This is a genomic window from Mucilaginibacter sp. 14171R-50 (assembly GCF_010093045.1).
Classification (GTDB): Bacteria; Bacteroidota; Bacteroidia; order Sphingobacteriales; family Sphingobacteriaceae; genus Mucilaginibacter.
Window position 1 is genome coordinate 2,658,209 of the sequence record NZ_CP048115.1, and the last position, 20,176, is coordinate 2,678,384.

Consider the following 20,176-nt stretch of genomic DNA (forward strand, 5'->3'; position numbering starts at 1 on the left):
TCAGGGTATCGTATCCTTAAAAGCAACTAACCTACGCGCATCGTCGCTCCCTAACTATGGCAAAGCAAATAAAAAAAACCGACCCTGGATTAACAGAATCGGCCCCTATAAAAACAAAAAAGGAAACCAAACCCAAAGGCGCTGCCAAAGAAATGTGGCCCGAGGCTGACGAAATAACGGTTTCCAAAAAGGGATTACCAAAAAAAGCTACAGAAAAACCAACCGCTGCCAAAAAGGCTGCGGCGCCAAAAAAAGGAAAAGCCCTTGAAATTGTAGATAATACAACCGACCTGAAAGCGGTTGAGCCATATAGCCGCTTTACCGACTACGATATCGATCTGTTTAAATCTGGCAAGCACTTTAAACTGTACGAAAAGCTTGGCTCGCACGTAACAGAGCATAAAGGTGTGGTGGGTACTTACTTTGCTGTTTGGGCGCCAAACGCTCAGTTTGTATCAGTTATTGGCAATTTTAACGGTTGGAATAAAGGGGCGCACTCGTTAAACTACAGGTGGGATGCTTCAGGCATATGGGAAGGGTTTATCCCGAACGTTGGCGTGGGCGAAACGTATAAATATTTTATTAAGGCATCTACCGGTGAAGACCTGGAAAAAAGCGACCCTTTTGCACTGCGCTGGGAATTGCCGCCACGTACGGCATCCATCGTTGCCGATACTTATTATGAGTGGGACGATAAGGATTGGATGATCAACCGCCATCAGCACAATGCCCTGGATAAGCCATATTCGGTTTATGAGATGCACCTTGGTTCGTGGGCGCGCAGCCCCGAAAGTCCGGATGAGTTTTTAAGTTACCGGCAAATAGCTGAATCCCTGGTACCATATGTAAAAGAAATGGGCTTTACACATGTAGAGTTTATGCCTTTGATGGAGCACCCTTATTATCCAAGCTGGGGGTACCAGATCACCGGTTTCTTCGCGGCATCGTGCCGTTACGGTACCCCACAGGACCTCATGTATTTAGTAGAGCAATTTCACAAGGCCGGCATTGGCGTTATATTGGATTGGGTGCCCTCGCATTTCCCGGGCGATGCGCACGGCTTGTATAATTTTGACGGCACGCACCTTTATGAGCATGCCGACGTTCGAAAAGGCTTTCATCCCGATTGGAAATCGTATATCTTTAATTATGGCCGTAACGAAGTGCGGGCTTTTTTGATCAGCAACGCTTTGTTTTGGTTAGACAGGTACCATGTTGACGGCCTACGGGTGGATGCCGTGGCTTCAATGCTTTATCTTGATTACTCGCGCAACCATGGCGAGTGGGAACCAAATGTTTTTGGCGGCAACGAGAACCTGGAAGCTATATCTTTCTTAAAAGAGTTTAATGCCACAGTTTACAGCAATTTTCCCGATGTGCAAACTATCGCCGAAGAATCAACCTCGTTTGCAGGGGTAAGTCGCCCGGTTTATACCGGCGGGTTAGGTTTTGGCATGAAATGGATGATGGGCTGGATGCACGATACGCTCAACTATTTCGCGCATGATCCTATCCATCGTAAATATCATCAAAACCAGCTTACTTTTAGTATGGTTTATGCGTTTACCGAAAATTTTATGCTGCCCTTTTCGCACGATGAAGTGGTTTACGGCAAAGGCTCGATGCTGAACAAAATGCCGGGCGACGAATGGCAAAAGTTTGCCAACCTGCGCTTGCTTTACAGCTTTATGTTTACCCATCCGGGCACCAAGCTATTGTTTATGGGCAGCGAGTTTGGCCAAAGCGCCGAATGGAGCTTTGAAAGATCGTTAGACTGGCACCTGCTGCAATATGATAGCCATAATGGTATTAAAGAAACGGTAAAAGCCATTAACCGGTTGTACCGATCTGAGCCTTCGCTGTACGAAAAAGCCTTTGAATGGACCGGCTTTGAATGGATAGACGCGGGCAACCTTGATGATTCTGTTATAGTTTATAGCCGAAAGGGCAAAGAAAGGGAAAACGACCTGGTTATTGTATTGAACATGACACCTGTTGTACATGCTAATTACCGTATAGGGGTTCCTGCTGCAGGGCAATGGCAGGAGATATTTAACTCTGACAGCGAAAAATTCTGGGGGAGTGGTATCATCAATTTCGACCCGATAACCACCGAAGCATCGGGCTGGCACGGGCGCGATAACTCTATGACCATTAAAACACCGCCCCTGGGCGCCGCGATATTTAAAAAAGTATCCGGCCAAACCGAAAAGATAAAATCAAAAAAACTTAAGTAATATGGCCGGTAAGTTCTTCTATTTGTATCTGGTAGGGGGCACAGTAGCCCTTGCGTTACTTATATATAGTATTATTGCGGCTTATCCTGCGGTAAATGCAAGCGGTGCATTGTTTTATGTGATACCAACCTTGCTGCTTTATTATATGGCGTACAAAACCTGGCATGTAAAAAATGATAGCGAGTTGATGTAAAGAATTGAAATACGATCTGCGCTTTAAAGAAGCAGCGTAAAAAGGTTGATAAACACTGCTTAAATATGAACCGCGCCGGCATGTTATAAATTGAATACTTTTGCACCATGTCTGTGTTAACTGCTACCGAAAACCATACTATTCCAAGTTATCCATTAATCACTATTGATGGCGGCGAGCCCGCTATGATAGTTGTGCGCGAAGCCAATGGGGTCGACATTATTATAGATGATGCCTTTTTATTGCCTCACCGTAAAGATTATTACTTTTTTGCGTTTGTAGAACAAGGCGGCAGCCGCCATTGGATTGACTTTGTGCCCTACACAGTTAAACCGGGGCATTTTTATTTTACCGTTCCGCAGCAGGTACATTTAAAGGAAGAGAGCACACCGGTGAAAGGTTACATAGCGGGCTTTACGGAAGAGTTTTTATCGCTTGAGGAGAACCGGATGCTGCGCCGCCTGCCCATTATACAAAACCCCGCCGGCGCGCATGAACTGGTGTTAAGTGAAGATGATATAAGCTACATTGAGGACGTAATGCGCAAAATGACCATTGAGTTTGAGGCCGGTGGCACGTGGCAAAATCAAATGCTTACTTCGTGGCTGCGAGTGCTGGTGATATACCTCAGCCGGCTGTATAACGAGCAATACGGCGAGCATTGTATCACAAAAAGTTATTGCCTGCTAAAAAGTTTCCAGGAATTAATAGGCGAGCATTACGCCAGCCAGCATGAGGTTGCAGCCTACGCTAACCTTTTAAATATTACGCCCGGCTACCTAAACGATGTCATTAAACAGCAAAGTGGTAAAACCGCCATAAGCCACATCCATAACCGGTTAGTGGTAGAGGCCAAGCGCAAGCTGTTGCACACCGATTTGTCAGTTAAGCAAATAGCCGATGAGCTTGGGTTTGAAGATGCGGCTTACTTCAACAGGTTCTTTAAACGCATTACCAACGCCACGCCGATGGCCTTTCGGCAGCAAATCCGTGAAATGTACAGTTAATGCCCCGCTATGTGCAGCTATAATGTGTTATTGCTGCTGTAGTTTTGCCACATGGAAAAACAAACTGTATTAATAACCGGAGCCAATAAAGGTATTGGCCTTGAAACCGCCCGCCAACTGGCAAACGCAGGCTACCATGTGTTTTTGGGCTGCCGTGATAAACAGCGCGGCGACGAAGCTGTACAATTACTGCATAACGAGGGTTTAAATAATGCTGAGCTATTATTAATAGATGTAGTGAGCGACCAATCGGTGAAGCAGGCTTACGAGGATCTTTCAAAACGCATTGACCATTTGGACGTGCTAATAAACAATGCCGGCATCCCGGGGAGCATACCGCAACCGGTGTTGAGCACCCCTATAGAAACATACAAAGACGTATATGAGGTTAACGTATTTGGCGTTGCCCGGGTAACAAAAGCTTTCGTACCATTGATGCAGGCTTCGGCCAACCCCAGGATAGTGAACGTAACATCAGACCTTGGTTCGCTTGGCCTGCATACCGACCCTACCTGGAGACATTACGAAGTTAAAACCGCAGCTTACGGCCCGTCAAAAAGCGCGTTGAACGGCTACACCATAGCATTAGCCTATGAGCTGAAAAATTTTAGGGTAAATGCTGTAAATCCGGGGTACACCGCTACCGATTTCAATAACAACCAGGGTTATAAAACGGTACAGGAAGGCGCTGCGCCCATTGTAAAATACGCTATGATAGATAAAGACGGCCCTACAGCTGGCTACTTTAGCGATTACGGTGTTACACCGTGGTAAAAATTACAGGCTGCACTGTTGTTTTAAAGATCGCAGTTACGGTAAAAAAAGAAGCCCCGCTTATTAGGCGGGGCTTCTTTTTTTTTCGAGGCGAGATAAACTTACAGTTTGCCAACTTCCTGTACCAGGTCTATCAGTTTGTTTGAGTAGCCCCATTCGTTATCGTACCATGATACCACCTTAACAAAGTTGTTGTTAAGCGCGATACCAGCTTTAGCATCGAATATCGAGGTACGTGCATCACCTTTAAAATCTTCTGATACCACCTCATCTTCTGTATAACCCAAAATGCCTTTAAGGTCACCTTCAGAGGCTTCTTTCATTGCGGCTTTAACTTCTTCATAAGTAGCAGAAGTTTTTAAGCGCACGGTTAAGTCAACCACAGATACATCTGCAACCGGCACACGGAACGACATACCTGTTAATTTACCTTTTAGTTCCGGAAGAACCAGGCCAACAGCTTTCGCAGCGCCGGTTGATGATGGTATAATGTTCTGATAAGCGCCACGGCCGCCTCTCCAGTCTTTAGCCGATGGGCCGTCAACTGTTTTTTGAGTAGCAGTAACTGCGTGTATAGTGCTCATTAAACCTTCTTCGATACCAAATTTATCATTCAGTACTTTAGCTATAGGCGCCAAACAGTTGGTTGTACATGATGCATTTGAAACAATGTGTTGATCTGCCTTTAACAGTTTGTGGTTTACACCCATTACAAATGTAGGGGTGTCGTCCTTTGCAGGTGCGCTCATTACCACTTTTTTAGCGCCGGCATCAATATGTTTTTGTGCAGTTTCCTGAGTTAAAAATAAACCGGTAGATTCAATGATAACCTCTGCACCAACTTCATTCCATTTAAGGTTTGCAGGGTCTTTTTCGGCAGTAACACGTATGGTTTTGCCGTTAACTACCAAGTGGCCGCCTTCTACGGCGATGGTACCTTTGAAAGGGCCGTGAGTTGAATCGTATTTTAACATGTAAGCCATGTAATCCGGCTCAACAAGGTCATTGATACCTACAACTTCAACATCTTGTCTTTCAATTGCGGCCCTAAAAGCTAAGCGACCGATACGGCCAAAGCCGTTGATTCCTATTTTCATGATTTTTCTAATTTTTATTTGAATAGTACGTCAATAAATGGTTTATGGGTTCTTTAATAATATCCGCTATTTTAATTTCGGTACCTTCGGCTGCCTCGTACAGGTAGTCCTGAAAGTTGGCCGCCACAGTACCCGCAAAATGCACCGATGAATCGGGGTGCTGTTTATGCAGCGGTACCAGGTATGTCTGTATCAGTTTGCCAAAGCCCGTGGTTACAACGTTCTTTATAAAAGCGTCCTGTTTGTTTTCGAGGAAGAAATCGGCAAACGAACTAAGAAACAATGCCGGCTGCTTTTGACGATAAACTTTTTCTAACAGGGTTTTGCGGTCGGCATCATAACGCTGCACAAACTTTTTACGAATGTTTAGCGGCAGTGTTTCGTTCATAAAACCCTTTATGAGTTGCCTGCCCAGCCAATTGCCCGACCCCTCATCAGCTAATATATAACCCAAACCATAGTTGTTTGGTTTCACTTTTTTGCCATCGTACCAGGCAGCGTTACTTCCGCTTCCGCAAATACTTACTATGCCCGGCTGGTTGCGGCAGCAAGCAATAGCGGCAGCTTCAATATCGTGGCCAACGCTTATTTTGGCAAATTTAAAAAACGCAGCAAGCGCATTATACACAACTCTTTTCAGATCATCTGAAGATGAGCCCGCACCAAAAAAATAAATGCGCTTTATTTCTTCGGCGTGGTGTATAAGGTTTATATTTTTATTAAGTAGTTGTAAAATATATTTTTCGTCGTTAAAATAGGGATTAATAGCATTGGTGTTGAACGATGCAACCGTCCTTCCCTTATCAGCTAATCGCCAGCTGGCATTATTTGATCCACTATAAACAACTGCAATCATTTAAATTGATAATATATCTGCCATCTGCATCAGGTCGTCTTCTAACTTAAACTGATGCTGGGTTAAAGCCTCTTCAAGGCTTGTTAGTTTGATGTGATTGGCTTCAAGGCCAACCATCATTTGCGTTTTGCCATCTATCATGGCATTAACGGCTGCAAACCCTAAACGGCTACCCAATATCCTGTCGAAAGCCGACGGGCTGCCGCCGCGTTGCAAGTGGCCCAATATAGTAACTTTTATATCGTAAAACTTCACTTGTTTTCTAACAGCTTCGGCAAGGTCATAAGCACCGCCGCTTTTATCGCCTTCGGCCACAATAACAATACTTGATGATTTTTTATTGTACTGCCCCGCTTTCAGGTTTTCTATCAGCTTATCAATAGCGGTATCGCGTTCGGGTAGTAGTATAGCCTCGGCACCACATGATATACCGGCGCGCAAGGCTATAGCGCCCGAGTCGCGGCCCATAACTTCAATAAAGAATAAGCGGTCGTGCGCGTCGGCGGTATCGCGTATCTTATCAATGGCCTCTATTACCGTGTTGGTTGCGGTATCAAAACCCAATGTATAGGTAGAGCCGTAAAGGTCGTTATCTATGGTGCCCGGTACGCCAATTACAGCAATATCAGGATATTTTTTTGAAAAACGCAAAGCGCCGGTAAAGGTACCATCGCCGCCTATAACCACAATCCCGTCTATACCGGCTGCTTTAACATTTTGATAAGCTTGTTCCATCCCCTCATCGGTACGGAACGGGAGGCACCTGGCGGTTTTTAAAACTGTGCCGCCAAGATTTAAGATATTGCTTACCGACCGGGTGTTCATATCAAACATATTATTATCGATAAGCCCCTGGTAGCCCTGGCGTACGCCTGCAACTTGCAGGCCGTTATATATAGCGGTACGTACTACAGCCCTTATGCAGGGGTTCATGCCGGGGGCATCGCCGCCTGAGGTAAGAACTGCTATTTTTGAAATTTTATGCATCTTTACACAAGTAAATTTGTAGGTGCGAATATAGTGTGTCAAATTTACACCATTAAATTTATTTATATTATTTTTACATTAAAAATTAAGGATATATCTTTAAACCATTAACCTAAAAGCCCAATCCCTTGGAAGTAAAGTTACCTACATTTAACTCAGTTTTTTCTATAGACTGTGTCATATTTGGTTTTGAAGCCGGAGAACTGAAAATATTACTTATAGAACGTAATGAAGAGCCTTATAAAGATTGGCTTGCCTTACCCGGATATATTGTAGAGCAGGATGAGAGCATTGATAACGCTGCTGAACGTATTTTATATGAACTAACCGGCCTGCGCGACCTGCACATGCAGCAGTTTCATACTTTTGGCGAGGTTAACCGGCACCCTCAGGGGCGTGTTATTACAGTTGCTTATTATGCTTTGATACGTATAAACGGCCAAAAAGAGGTTAAACCGGTTACCCAATATGCAAAGAGTGCGTTTTGGCATCCAGTGAACGATTTGCCTAAACTGGCGTTTGACCACAGCGAAATATTTGAAACAGGCTTCAACAAAATTCGCCGCAGGTTAAATTATCAGCCTATTGCTTTTGAGTTGCTGCCCGAAAAATTTACACTAACCCAACTACAGTCGTTATACGAGGCTGTGCTGAATAAAAAGCTTGATAAACGCAACTTTCGCAAAAAAATGCTGAGCTACGGCTTTTTAAAGGAACTTGATGAAAAACAGAAAGGGGTATCTTACCGCGCTGCCAAACTGTATAAATTCGACAGGCGTAAGTATACCAAAATTTTCCAAAACGATCTTAACCTGGATAAGTAGGAGAAGAGAATCAGGACAGTAAGAGTCAGGAATCAAACCCCGGACTCTGTATTTTATAAATTCTTATTTCACACGAAAGCCGCATCGATATCGATGCGGCTTTCTCAATTTCATTGAATTTAATGTCTTAAGTCTTGACTCTAAAAATCTTGCCTCTCTTATAACTGGCTTGGCGCTAATTCTAAATGGTATTTAACCAGGTTATCTATAGGCGACCGGATGATGTTGCCTACCGTCATGCCATTTTCGGTACAAACCTCTTCAAGCACATTGCGGAAGTTATAACCAACCGATCCTATGCAGTTAAAGGTGTACTTTTGATAATCAGGGTAATGGGTAACCAGGTTGCGGAAAAAATCCTCGAACGAGGTGCGAACCAGGTTGCGCGAGTATTCTATGTTTACAATGTTATCATAAACAAACTTGCTAAAGCTTGCGCAAAAGCGGTTTGCCCTTGGCTGCGTGTAAACAATTTCGTTTATATCATCCGGAGTAAGTTTAAAGGTTTCCCAAAAATTCTTACGTACGGCTTCGGGCATGTATCCGCGCAAATAATCTATCAATAACTTTTTACCAATGTGGCAGCCGCTGCCTTCATCACCAAGAATGTAAGCGCCCGAGTCGATGTTGTTTATGATCTCTTTGCCATTGTACAGGCAGGTATTGGTACCGGTACCTAAAATGGCGGCAAAGCCCTCGTTGTTGCCTAAAAGGGCACGTGCTGCGGCAAGCAGGTCATGACCAATGTATACTTTCGATTTTGTAAAAACTGCCGTCATGGCATCCTCAACAACCTTTCGCATTTCCGGGGTTGAACAGCCTGCGCCGTAATAATTAACCTCGGTAATGTTATCTTTCTCAAGATCGGTAGGCAGGCTGTCTCTTAAAGATTGAATAATGTACTCAGTGCCCGAAAAATAAGGATTGTAACCCTCGGTGTTAAAATACACCTTTTTACCATCTTCGGTAACTAAACACCAGTTTGTTTTGGTGGAGCCACCGTCAGCAATTATGATCATAAATAAGTTTATTTAAAAAAAATTGGGTTAAAAGTATGATTAACTTATTGTAAAAAAAACACTTCGTACTTTTAAAAAGTAAAAATGCACTATTTAACAAGGTAAAACTTAATATATGTGTGTAAATTTTAACTTTTTTGCCCAAAATAAATTTTTAGCAAATCCACACATTAAAAAGTTAAACCGTTAAATATTAATTGTTTTATTTACATATATGCATTTAGATTAACTATTAACACCGGTTTATAACAGAATACAATTATATGTATATTTTAACAAATATTTATAGGGGGAGTTTTTTGTGCCGATAAATTATTTGAATGTTGTTGCTATTGTCTGTTTAAACCAAAATTAGCATATTTGCACTGCAAAATTTGCGATGGTCTCATAGCTCAGCTGGATAGAGCAACAGATTTCTAATCTGTCGGTCTCAGGTTCGAATCCTGATGAGATCACTAACAAAAAGCCTTTAAATTCAATTTAAAGGCTTTTTGTTTTTATACTATGTAAGATACAACCTGCGGATGGCTGTCGAGGCAGAGTATATCAAATACGTTTATTTCTGTTCCTCGTCCGGCGGCATCTCGTCCGGTAACTCATCGGGGCTTTCATCAGGCACTTCAGGGGCTTTCGGATCAAAAGGCTGCTCTATTTCCAGCCGGTCTTTTTTAACCGGCATTTCTTCGGGCTCGTTGGGTATAGTTTGATGCTTTTTGCTCATGTGTACACAACATTACCGCTGATGAGATTGTTTTTACTGCAAGCTGCTGTTCCGCATTTTACAATTAGCTATTTTTGCATGTGCCTGTCAAGAAAAAAAACGTCCGCAGAAAAAAGAAAGCTAAAACGCCGTCCCGGTTAAAATACTATTTCGCCCTTGCCGGTGTACTGTTGCTATTATCTCCATTTTACTACGGGTACGTTATTAAAACAGCGTCGTATACCTGGCGGTGGATAAAAGATATCGGTAAAAATACCGATTACCGCACCTATAAAAGCTTCGGTATCCGGATCCCGTCAAATTACCAGGTGCATGGCATCGACGTATCCTATGCCCAGGGAAAGATAAACTGGGCTAAGGTAGCCGAAATGGAAGAGGACGGCGTACGCATCCGCTTCGCGTTTATCAAAGCTACCGAAGGCCTTGTAATTGCCGACCCGTATTTTAAACGTAACTCGAAAGAGGCCAGGAAGGCCGGTATTGCCTGCGGGGCGTACCATTTTTTCAGGCCGCGAAAGAGCGGTTTATGGCAGGCCCGTTTTTTCGTACAAAACGCATCGCTGCAAAAGGGAGGGCTGCCACCGGTTGCAGATGTTGAGCGGCTGGACGGAAAAACACCCGCTGCTATGCGGAAGGAGTTGAAGGACTTTTTGCGGTTTGTAGAGAATAAAACGGGCGAAACCCCTATAATTTATACGGGCATCAGCTTTTACCGCGATTACCTTGCCGGCTATTTTGATGAATACCCTTTATGGATAGCCCATTACAACCGCGACAGGCTAAATGTAAGCGCCGGCACCAACTGGATGTTTTGGCAGCACGCTGAAACGGGCCGTGTTAATGGCATTGGGCACAAGGTTGATTTTGATGTTTTTAAAGGAGACAGCCTTGCGTTTGAGCGATTTATTGCAAAAAGTAAATAACGCATCGTATACTAATATCATATATTGCGCCGTATTAAGCTTTAAAAAAACCATACAATGAAATACGTAGCATCACGCCTGTCTGAAGGGAACAAGATCTTCCCTGCAGAGATAATAACCGAAGAGAATGGCATCACCATAAAAATCCCCGGCTTGTTTAGTGGCGACACTACAACCATAGCGTACGATAGTATATCTGCTGTAGAGATAGATACTCCCTTAATTGGCTACTCCACCATCAGGTTTTACCATAACGGTAACAAGGTACAGGCACATGGCTTCTCAAAAAGCGATGTGAAACAGATCAAAGCTTTTATTGAAGAAGGCCGCAGCAGGGCGCGGAGTAATTTTTAATCGTGCAGGATACAGCTTAAGGTCCTTATGCTTTTGTGTTATTTTTCCGGTTAGGCAGGTCGAACCAAAAAGTGGTGCCCTTACCGGGTTCAGTTTTAAACCATATATTCCCCTTGTTCTGGGTTATCATATCCTTGCAAAGTATCAGCCCCAAGTGGTTGCCCTTTTCGCCCTGTGTGCCGGTACTAAGTGTATGTTCGAGGCTAAATAATTTATCGGCCTCGTCGCGGCTTATGCCCGGGCCGGTGTCGCTTATTGATATAATGGTACGATTGCCATTTACTTCGGCGTTAAAAACTATGGAGTCGCTAGCCTTGCAAAATTTTATACTGTTTGACAGCAGGTTACGTATCACCAGGTTTATCATGTCCTGATCGGCAAAAGCCATGGTATCTGCTTTGGCCGCGTTGCTCACCTGCAGGTTTTTTAAACCTATTTTGGTTTCAAACAAATGGATGTTTTCATCAATGATGCTCTTGATGTCAATATCAACAGGGTTTATTTTCATACCCTCTAACTGATTTTTTGACCACTCCAGCAGGTTATCTAAAAAAGTGCCCGTACTTAGTATGGTATCTTCCAGTTTTACCAGCAGGTCCCCAAGTTCTTTTTCGTCCATATCGCCTTCGCGATAAACTGCCAGCAGGGTTTGCAACGTGCTTAACGGACTCCGCAGATCATGTGATACGATGGAAAAAAACTTGTTTTTTACATCGTTCAGTCGTTCCAGCTCGATGTTTTGCGCCGTCGACAACTCCATCTGGGCGTTGATCTCCTCGTTGAGCATGGCCAGTTCGTTATTGATCGCTGCAATTTCTTCTTTCTGCTTTACCAGCAGTTTATTAGTAGCCTGCTTTGTTTGGTTGCGGCGGTATAAAACCCCCAAAAGTAAAATAGCCGACGCCAGTACAATTGAGGTGGCAATAATTACCGTACTGTATTTGTTGATCTTGTCCAGGTAATCAGAGTTTTTTGCGGCAATATCCTGGTTGTCCTTTTCCAAACCCGCGTTTTCGCTTCTTACCCTGTTCATTTCAATCAGGGTGATGTCTTTCAACATTTTTTCTTCCTGCATGCTGTCTTTTGATAGCAGATATTGGGTTTGGTAATAAAACGCATTTTTAAGGTCGCCTTTATTTTTATACGCGGTAACCAACTTATCCATCGATTCGTTGCCCACACCTTTGGCCTTTATGGCGCGGCTTATGTTTAAAGCCTGTGTGCCGTATTCAATCGCCTTAGCGTAATCTTTACTATCGTTGTAAACATCGGCAATTGAGTTAAGCACATTTGCTTCAACATATTTATCGCCCAGGGTGCGCATATTTTTCAGGGCGCTATCTAAACTTGTTAAGGCGGCAGCATATTTTTTTTGATGGGTATATGCCCTGCCTAAACCCATGCGGGCCAGGCCAATGCCGTTCAGGTCGCCCAGCTTTTGGCGTATGGCCAGGCTTCGGTTATAATATTCAATAGCCTGTTCATCCTGGTGGTCGGCGAGGTAACAGTTCCCTACCGAGTACAAGGCACTGGCAATACCCATATCATTTTTACTTTTGGTGTAACCGGCCAACGCCTGATTAAAATAGCTGCGTGCTATTTCATTTTTATCCATATCATAGTAAATAGCGCCAATGTTAGTGTAGCACTGGTTGGCGCCTAACTCATAGCCTATCTTTTTATAAATAGCCAGCGCCTGGAAGTAGTTGGTAATGGCTTCGCGGTTATCATCAAGCCTGTTGTAAGCAAAGCCTATATTAGCCAGGGCCCTGCCGGCTGTTAATTCAAAACCATATTTTTTGGCGTGGTTATACCCTAAATTGAAGTAAAAAAGCGCGCTGTCTATTTTGCTGCGGATGCCATAGGATATGCCCATTTGCACGTAGGAGTCGGCAACGGCTTCATGATTATTCAGCTTTTGGGCAAGGGCCTTATAAACGTTGGCGTAATAGAACTTTTTTTCAGGGTCGACAGATGAGTATGCGGTAGACAACTGTTTAAGCAGGCTCAGCCTTGCCGTATCGGGCATGGTTTGCTTAAGCCGGGGTAGTAGTTCATTTACTTTAGTAATTTGGGCAAAGCAGGGATCAAAGGCGAATAGAAATACCAGTAAATATGGATTGATGAACCGTTTTATGCTCCAAATGGGGTTTAACATAGGGGTGTAAATTAAATAAGGCAGGTAAACAAGGCTGCAACGCGCGGCGTTATTTTCTGTAGGTAAATATAACTATTGTCCGGCCCATTTTAAACTTATTTTACTATTGATGCCCGCATTAGCCGCTGGTAAAAGGTATGTGCGAGCGGTCTTAACCACCCCGTACGAAGATTGGTTTCAGGGTAAATTGCTTTTAAAGAATTTGCTTAATTTAAAGTTATGCCGGCAGGGCGGATAATTAAATTTTAAACTTTGATTTAATGAAAATTGAATGAATTTTTTTGCTCACCCTGCAAGTACCTAAGTTTAAATTTTTATATCTTAATCCCGATTTAAACAGCGCTAAAGTAACCTGCGGTTTATACCGGCACGTTAGCCCACTTACTTAGGTTAATGAATATTCTTACCGATAACAAGTACACTGATATTTTTACGGATGATGTGTTTATTCATCATTTGTTTGAGCAGCAGGCCCTGCAAACTCCTGCGGTAACTGCCGTGCAGTTTGGCGTTGATAAAATAAGCTATAATGAACTAAACAGCAAGGCCGGCAAACTGGCTGATGTTATCAATAAGGTGTCGCCTGCATCGCTTATCATCGGGGTAAGCGCAACCCGGTCTATCGAAACCATCATTAGCCTGCTGGCTGTTTTAAAAGCAGGCAAAGCCTATCTTCCGTTAGACCCAACCTTCCCTGCCGAAAGGCTGCAGGATATGGTGGCCGACTGCGGTATCGACACCATTATTGCACCCGGAATAGATAAAACGGTTTTTAGCGGGTTCGCAAAAAACGTAATTGTTTCTGACGAGGCTATAACCGCGGGTGCCGGGTTAATTAACGGCGCCAAAACTAAGGTTGCTTATATCATTTACACATCGGGTTCAACAGGCAAGCCTAAAGGAGTTTGCGTAGGCCATGCGGGCGTTGTAAATCTGATAAACTGGCACAAGCGCATTTCGCCATATTTAGGGGTAGGGCATAAAACAATGCAATTTTCTCCGCTGATATTTGATGCATCGGTAATGGAGATCTTTTGTACCCTATGTATAGGCGGTACGCTGGTTTTGGTTGACGATGCCACACGTATAGACCCCTCAAAACTTTTAAAATATATAGATGAACAGCAGGTCAACCGCATAAATATGCCTTTTGTGGCCCTGCAATATTTTACAGAGGCTGCCGATGCCGAACAGCACTTTCCGCAATCGTTAAAGGAAGTGATCAGCGCGGGTGAACAATTAAAAATAACGCCGCAGGTTTTGCGTTTCTTTGAGGCGCTGCCGGGCTGCGTGTTTTACAACATGTATGGCCCTACCGAGGCCAGCGTGTGCAGCACCGCCCTTAAAATGGAAGGCCCTGCCGATAACTGGCCGTTGCTGCCCACCGTTGGCAAACCTATGGATAACGTATCCATACACGTGCTGGATGAGCAACTGAAGGAAGTTGCGGACGGCGAAGCGGGCGAACTTGGCATAAGCGGTATAAGCTTGGCTTATGGCTACCTGAACCGCCCCAACCTTACAGAAGAAAAATTTATAGATTGGACGGATGCCCAAGGCAAACCCACCCGCATTTATCGCAGCGGAGACTTAGGCCGTTACCTGCCCGACGGTAACATAGAATACCTTGGCCGGCGCGATACGCAAGTAAAGATACGGGGTAACAGGGTAGAAGTTGGAGAGATAGAAGTGTTGCTGAGCCAACTGGAAGGCGTACAGCAAGCTGTGGTGGTTGCCCGCGAGGATGTGCCAGGGCAAAAGCGTTTGGTGGCTTACCTGGTATCATCGGGCATAAAAAAGGATATCGCCTTTCTGCGCTATAGTATAGAACAACAACTGCCCGATTATATGATGCCCTCGGCATTTGTTTGGGTAGACGGCTTTGCCAAAACAACCAGCGGCAAGATAGACCGCAACGCCCTGCCTGCACCGGACACGCAACGCCCCGAGCTGTCTGTTTTGTATAAAGTCCCTGTTACCACTGCCGAAAAGCATATTGCCACCCTTTGGGCCGAACTATTGCAGGTGGACAAGGTGGGCATCTATGATAATTTTTTTGAATTGGGGGGTAACTCCATCCTGGCGCTTAAAACCGTTGCAGCGTTAAAAAAGCAACATAATTATACGCTGCCCATAACCAAGCTTTACCAATATCCCACGGTAAACGGCATTGCGGCCTTTTTAGAAGGAAACAAGGTGGTTGCTAAACTTGCTGCTAAACCCAGAAAAGATAAAAGCAATAAAGAAATAGCCGTGATAGGCATGGCGGCCAGGTTGCCGGGGGCAAACAATATTTATGAACTTTGGGACGTACTGGCCGAAGGGCGCGAAACCATATCATTTTTTACTGACGATGAGCTTGATCCGTATATTCCGTATGGAGTAAAAACTGCGCCCAACTATGTAAAAGCACGTGGGATTGTAGAGAACTCCGAGGGGTTCGATGCCGCGTTTTTTGGTATCAACCCCAAGGTAGCCGAACTGATGGACCCCCAGCACCGCGTGTTTTTGGAACTGGCATTTGAAGCACTGGAAACCAGCGGTCACCTGCCTGTAAAATATGCTGGTTTGGTTGGTGTTTTCGCGGGTACGGGCAACAATACTTATTATATCAATAACGTAATCTCGAACACGCTAAAAATTGAAGGCGTGGGCAGTTTTCTTACTTCCACTATAAATGAGAAAGATTACATAGCCACGCGCACCGCTTACGAGCTTGACCTGAACGGCCCGGCGGTAAGTGTGCACGCTGCCTGTTCCACATCGCTGCTGGCCATAGCGCAGGCTGCCGACAGCATCCGCAACGGGCAATGCAATGTAGCGCTGGCAGGAGGCGCGTCTATCAGTTCACCGGTTAAAAGCGGGCATTTGTACCAGCAAGGCACCATGCTAAGCGCCGACGGGCATTGCCGATCGTTTGATGCGGATAGCGATGGTACCGTGTTTAGCGATGGCGCGGGTGTTGTGGTTTTGAAAAGTCTGGAAGAGGCGGAGCGCGATGGCGATACCATTTACGCGGTGCTTAAAGGCATAGGGCTCAACAACGACGGAGGCGACAAGGGCAGCTTTACCGCGCCAAGCGCTGTTGGCCAGGCAGGCGCTATTGCCATGGCTATTGCCGATGCGGGGGTAGACCCTGCAACCATCACCTATGTTGAAGCACACGGTACCGCTACCATGTTAGGCGACCCTATAGAGATCGAAGGACTTAACCTGGCCTTTGGAGCGCAGGATAAAAAACAATACTGCGCCATTGGCTCTATCAAAAGTAATATGGGGCACACGGTTGCCGCAGCAGGTGTAGCCGGCTTTATAAAAACCACATTGGCGCTGTTCCACAAGCAAATACCGGCATCATTACACTACACCAAACCCAACCCAAATATCGATTTTGCGGATAGTCCGTTTTTTGTGAATACCAGGCTTACCAACTGGGAAAGCGAGGGTAAACGCAGGGCAGGAGTAAGTTCATTCGGTGTGGGTGGTACCAACGTACATACCGTGCTGGAGGAGTATGTTAAACCGGTGCAGACATTCGGTAAAAGCCGCCCGGTATCGTTGATCAGTTGGTCGGCTAAAACGGCTACCAGCGCCAGTAAATGGGCGGACAGGCTGTATTATTATCTACAGGATAATGAGGGGGTACAAGTAGAAGATATCGCCAGCAGTTTGCATAGCACACGTGTCGATTTTAAAGAACGCAATTTCATTTTAGCGACCGACAGGGCCGACCTGCTGGATAAGCTCACTAAATTTAAACGCGACCCATCCAACTCTAAAACATTAACAGAAAATGCTGCCGAGATAGTATTCATGTTCCCCGGACAGGGCGCGCAGTACCTGAATATGGGTCGCGAATTATATGCGCATGAGCCTGTTTTTACCGATGCCATAAATGAATGCGTGGCTATATTGAAAGATACCGCTCATGAAAATATCCTTGAAGTAATTTATGCCGATGCATCCGCGGAAGCCAATGACAAGCTAAAAAATACGTTTTTCACCCAGCCGGCGATATTTATCACTTCATACGCTCTGGCTAAACTTTGGATGAGTTGGGGGATAATACCATCGGTTTTTACCGGCCACAGCATAGGCGAGTTTGTAGCCGCGCATTTTGCAGGTATCTTTAGCCTGCCTGATGCCCTGAAGCTGATAACCGAACGCGCCACGTTGGTGAGCGAAGTTGCCGAAGGCGATATGCTTTCGGTACGCATCAGCGCCGGCGAATTGGAAAAAATATTACCCGGTAATCTGTCCATAGCCGTCATAAACAGCAATAAGCTATCGGTAGTGGCGGGCGAGAAAGATGCCGTTGCGGCTTTCGCCAAAGTACTCGAGGAAAAAGGCATTCCCGGTAGGTTATTGCAAACCAGCCATGCTTTTCACTCGGCTATGATGGATGACATTGTGGCCCCGTTTGAAGAAATAGTGAGGTCGGTAAAAATCAATGCACCGGTCAAGCCAATGGTATCAACAGCAACAGGCAAATGGCTAAGTGCAGCTGAAGCTATCAGCCCCTCGTACTGGGCGCAGCACCTGCGCAAGACCGTGCGCTTTGCGGATGCTATTGACACCCTGACTGAAGATAAGGGCCGCCTGTACCTGGAAGTTGGCCCCGGCCGCACGCTGGCTACTTTAACCGCGCAGCAAACCGCCGATAACCCGGTTGCAACAGTGCCGGGGATTGATGGCAGCGACGGAGTTTCCGAATACGGGTCCTTGATCAGGGCATTAGGGCAGTTATGGCTAAACGGTGTAGCGCCCGATTGGAAGGCGTTTTACAAAGGACCGCTTAACAAGTTAAGGTTGCCGGGTTACGCGTTCGATCATAAAAAGTATTGGGTTGATCCGGTATTGTTTACCCCGCCCGTAACGGTAAATTACCAGCCGGAAGAGATATCACCCGATACACCTCAAGCCATTCCAAATGAAAATATTATACCAAACAATATAATGAGAAAAGATTTGCTGGCAGGTAAGCTGCAGGAAATTTTTGAAGATGCATCCGGTATCGAGATTGGTAACGCATCCGCAGATCTGAGCTTCCCCGAGATTGGTTTCGATTCCTTGTTATTAACGCAGATCGCTACCAACCTTAAAAAAACCTTTAACGTTACCATTACCTTCAGGAAGTTGTTTGAGGAATACAATTCTATAAACCTGCTGGCCGACTTTCTGGATAAGAACCTGCCTGCCGGGCAATTTGAGCCGCAACAGGTACAACGCCCGGCCCCAGCGTTAAACATGCCGTTTGTGGCAAATAGCAGCAGTAATGCAACATTAAACAATATATCGCAGCAGCTGCAATTCCTGGCAAACCAGATAGCACATTTGCAAGGTGGTGAAGTAAAAGTTACGCAGGTAGTGCTACCGCCGCCGCCCATAAATATGAGTAACGGCACGTTATCGCAGCAAGAACCGGACATCACGCCGGAAGAAATGGCAGAGATAAAAAAGCCATTTGGCGCTACCGCCCGCATCGAGCGGAAAGTACAGGAACTGGATGATAAGCAAATGGCTTTCCTGGCTGAGCTAATCAAAAAATATAACGAAAAAACCAAAAGAAGCAAGGAACAAACCCAGCAGCATCGTGCCTACATGGCCGATCCGCGGGTGGTGAGCGGTTTCAGGCCGCTTACCAAAGAGGTGGTTTACCCCATCATCGTTAACCGCTCAAAAGGCAGCCGGCTTTGGGATGTTGACGGCAATGAATATATCGATGCGCTGAACGGTTTTGGTTCTAACATGCTGGGCTATCAGCCCGATGTTTTGAAGGAAGCCATACAGGCCCAGCTGGAGTTGGGTTACGAGATTGGTCCGCAGCACGAACTGGCAGGCGAGGTTTGCAAATTGATGTGCGAGTTCACCAGCTTTGATCGCTCCGCTTTGTGTAATACGGGGTCCGAAGCGGTACTTGGCGCTATGCGTATAGCACGTACGGTGACCGGCAGATCACTTATCGTGGCGTTTAGTGGCTCATACCATGGTATTATGGACGAGGTGATCGTTCGCGGTACAAAAAAATTAAAAACTGTTCCGGCTGCATCGGGCATATTGCCCGAGAATGTACAGAATATGCTGATACTGGACTACGGTTCGGTTGAATCGCTGAAAATTATAAAAGAGCGTGCCGCGGAAATTGCCGCGGTACTGGTAGAAGCTGTACAAAGCCGCAGGCCTGAGTTTCAACCAGTGGAATTTCTTAAAGAATTAAGGACCCTTACCGCCGATTCTAAAATAGCGTTGGTATTTGATGAGGTGATCAGCGGATTTCGTTTCCACCCCGGTGGTGCGCAGGCGCTGTTTGGCCTAAAGGCCGATATTGGTACTTATGGCAAAGTAATTGGTGGCGGCATGCCGGTAGGCGCCATCTGCGGGATAAAAGAGTATATGGATGCGCTGGATGGCGGTTACTGGGAATTTGGAGACGACTCGGTGCCCGAAGCAGGGGTAACCTATTTTGCGGGTACGTTTGTAAGGCATCCGCTTGCCCTCGCGGCAGCAAAGGCATCTTTGCAATACATGAAAGACCGCGGCCCCGCCTTGCAGGAGAAGCTTACTGCCCTTGCAACAAGGTTAAAAGATGGTATGGACGCCTTCTGCAAAAAGCATAATATCCCGTTAACAGTTGTGGGCTATGGTTCGTTATGGAGGTTGAAATTCATAGAGGATATCCCTTACAGTGAATTGCTGTTTACCCTGATGCGTTTAAAGGGTATTCACATATTAGATGGCTTCCCATGTTTTATGACCGATGCGCATACCGAAGAAGACGTTGATACCATAATAGCCAAATTTGGCGAAAGCGTTGAAGAAATGACCCAAGCCGGATTTTTTGAAGTGCAAACCGTGGCACCGCCGGTAGTACCTTTAGCTGCACCCGCTACTGCGGCGGTAACCAATGCCAACGAGCCGCCTGTACCGGGTGCAAGGCTGGGACGCGACAGGAATGGTAATCCTGCCTGGTTTTTAAAGGATGATAATTTAGGCGGATATAAACAAATAAACCTGAAAGACGCGTAA

Annotated in this window: 14 protein-coding genes and 1 tRNA gene; 9 read left to right on the top strand and 6 right to left on the bottom strand. The window is 45.4% G+C overall.

The window, feature by feature from the left end; genetic code table 11:
- Positions 1–56: 56 nt before the first annotated feature.
- The 4 genes from glgB to GWR56_RS12280 all read left to right on the top strand — a co-directional run bounded on the left by glgB (position 57) and on the right by GWR56_RS12280 (position 4,211).
- Positions 57–2,237, top strand: a complete 2,181-nt coding sequence (glgB, locus tag GWR56_RS12265) for a 1,4-alpha-glucan branching protein GlgB (RefSeq protein ID WP_162431526.1) — start codon at positions 57–59, stop codon at positions 2,235–2,237.
- Between the two features lies 1 nt (position 2,238).
- On the top strand, positions 2,239–2,430 hold the full coding sequence (locus GWR56_RS12270; protein ID WP_162431527.1) for a hypothetical protein: 192 nt from the start codon (positions 2,239–2,241) through the stop codon (positions 2,428–2,430).
- Between the two features lie 107 nt (positions 2,431–2,537).
- On the top strand, positions 2,538–3,437 hold the full coding sequence (locus GWR56_RS12275) for a helix-turn-helix domain-containing protein (RefSeq protein ID WP_162431528.1): 900 nt from the start codon (positions 2,538–2,540) through the stop codon (positions 3,435–3,437).
- A 51-nt stretch (positions 3,438–3,488) separates the two neighbouring features.
- A complete protein-coding gene (locus GWR56_RS12280) occupies positions 3,489–4,211 on the top strand; it encodes an SDR family oxidoreductase (protein WP_162431529.1) in 723 nt (240 codons plus the stop codon).
- A gap of 101 nt (positions 4,212–4,312) precedes the next feature.
- Here the strand turns inward: GWR56_RS12280 and gap are convergent, their stop codons facing one another.
- Genes gap through pfkA form a run of 3 tightly spaced genes read right to left on the bottom strand, consistent with a single transcriptional unit; the run spans position 4,313 to position 7,151 of the window.
- Positions 4,313–5,308 carry a type I glyceraldehyde-3-phosphate dehydrogenase gene (gap, locus tag GWR56_RS12285; RefSeq protein WP_162431530.1) on the bottom strand — a complete coding sequence of 332 codons (996 nt, stop codon included), beginning with the start codon at positions 5,306–5,308 and terminating at the stop codon, positions 4,313–4,315.
- Positions 5,309–5,315: 7 nt separating this feature from the next.
- A complete protein-coding gene (locus GWR56_RS12290) occupies positions 5,316–6,164 on the bottom strand; it encodes a hypothetical protein (protein WP_162431531.1) in 849 nt (282 codons plus the stop codon).
- The gene (gene pfkA, locus GWR56_RS12295) at positions 6,165–7,151 is read right to left on the bottom strand and encodes a 6-phosphofructokinase (RefSeq protein WP_162431532.1); all 987 of its coding nucleotides are present in this window, start codon (positions 7,149–7,151) and stop codon (positions 6,165–6,167) included.
- Positions 7,152–7,279: 128 nt separating this feature from the next.
- Here pfkA and GWR56_RS12300 point away from each other — a divergent pair, with 128 nt between their 5' ends.
- The gene (locus GWR56_RS12300; RefSeq protein ID WP_162431533.1) at positions 7,280–7,975 is read left to right on the top strand and encodes an NUDIX domain-containing protein; all 696 of its coding nucleotides are present in this window, start codon (positions 7,280–7,282) and stop codon (positions 7,973–7,975) included.
- A gap of 158 nt (positions 7,976–8,133) precedes the next feature.
- Here the strand turns inward: GWR56_RS12300 and GWR56_RS12305 are convergent, their stop codons facing one another.
- Entirely contained in the window at positions 8,134–8,994 is an 861-nt protein-coding gene (locus GWR56_RS12305; RefSeq protein WP_162431534.1) for an N-acetylglucosamine kinase, read from the bottom strand.
- A gap of 381 nt (positions 8,995–9,375) precedes the next feature.
- Between GWR56_RS12305 and GWR56_RS12310 the strand changes: the two genes are divergently transcribed.
- Positions 9,376–9,449, top strand: a tRNA-Arg gene (locus GWR56_RS12310).
- A gap of 101 nt (positions 9,450–9,550) precedes the next feature.
- Here GWR56_RS12310 and GWR56_RS12315 read toward each other — a convergent pair.
- Positions 9,551–9,715, bottom strand: a complete 165-nt coding sequence (locus GWR56_RS12315; protein WP_162431535.1) for a hypothetical protein — start codon at positions 9,713–9,715, stop codon at positions 9,551–9,553.
- 80 nt (positions 9,716–9,795) lie between these two features.
- Between GWR56_RS12315 and GWR56_RS12320 the strand changes: the two genes are divergently transcribed.
- Both GWR56_RS12320 and GWR56_RS12325 read left to right on the top strand, forming a co-directional pair.
- Entirely contained in the window at positions 9,796–10,638 is an 843-nt protein-coding gene (locus GWR56_RS12320; RefSeq protein WP_238395227.1) for a glycoside hydrolase family 25 protein, read from the top strand.
- Positions 10,639–10,695: 57 nt separating this feature from the next.
- Entirely contained in the window at positions 10,696–10,992 is a 297-nt protein-coding gene (locus GWR56_RS12325; RefSeq protein ID WP_162431537.1) for a hypothetical protein, read from the top strand.
- 25 nt (positions 10,993–11,017) lie between these two features.
- On the opposite strand, the gene GWR56_RS12330 is transcribed toward GWR56_RS12325, so the two are convergent.
- Complete coding sequence (locus GWR56_RS12330; RefSeq protein WP_162431538.1) at positions 11,018–13,150, bottom strand: tetratricopeptide repeat protein; 2,133 nt, start codon at positions 13,148–13,150, stop codon at positions 11,018–11,020.
- Between the two features lie 393 nt (positions 13,151–13,543).
- Between GWR56_RS12330 and GWR56_RS12335 the strand changes: the two genes are divergently transcribed.
- Positions 13,544–20,176, top strand: coding sequence for a polyketide synthase (locus GWR56_RS12335; RefSeq protein ID WP_162431539.1), 6,633 nt, complete (start codon positions 13,544–13,546; stop codon positions 20,174–20,176).

Bases quoted from the DNA above. Each gene is read 5' to 3' on its own strand.
- GWR56_RS12305 (WP_162431534.1), bottom strand. From the start codon at position 8,994: ATGATCATAATTGCTGACGGTGGCTCCACCAAAACAAACTGGTGTTTA.
- GWR56_RS12315 (WP_162431535.1), bottom strand. From the start codon at position 9,715: ATGAGCAAAAAGCATCAAACTATACCCAACGAGCCCGAAGAAATGCCG.
- GWR56_RS12290 (WP_162431531.1), bottom strand. From the start codon at position 6,164: ATGATTGCAGTTGTTTATAGTGGATCAAATAATGCCAGCTGGCGATTA.
- pfkA (WP_162431532.1), bottom strand. From the start codon at position 7,151: ATGCATAAAATTTCAAAAATAGCAGTTCTTACCTCAGGCGGCGATGCC.
- GWR56_RS12335 (WP_162431539.1), top strand. From the start codon at position 13,544: ATGAATATTCTTACCGATAACAAGTACACTGATATTTTTACGGATGAT.
- GWR56_RS12325 (WP_162431537.1), top strand. From the start codon at position 10,696: ATGAAATACGTAGCATCACGCCTGTCTGAAGGGAACAAGATCTTCCCT.
- glgB (WP_162431526.1), top strand. From the start codon at position 57: ATGGCAAAGCAAATAAAAAAAACCGACCCTGGATTAACAGAATCGGCC.
- GWR56_RS12270 (WP_162431527.1), top strand. From the start codon at position 2,239: ATGGCCGGTAAGTTCTTCTATTTGTATCTGGTAGGGGGCACAGTAGCC.
- GWR56_RS12280 (WP_162431529.1), top strand. From the start codon at position 3,489: ATGGAAAAACAAACTGTATTAATAACCGGAGCCAATAAAGGTATTGGC.
- GWR56_RS12330 (WP_162431538.1), bottom strand. From the start codon at position 13,150: ATGTTAAACCCCATTTGGAGCATAAAACGGTTCATCAATCCATATTTA.
- gap (WP_162431530.1), bottom strand. From the start codon at position 5,308: ATGAAAATAGGAATCAACGGCTTTGGCCGTATCGGTCGCTTAGCTTTT.
- GWR56_RS12275 (WP_162431528.1), top strand. From the start codon at position 2,538: ATGTCTGTGTTAACTGCTACCGAAAACCATACTATTCCAAGTTATCCA.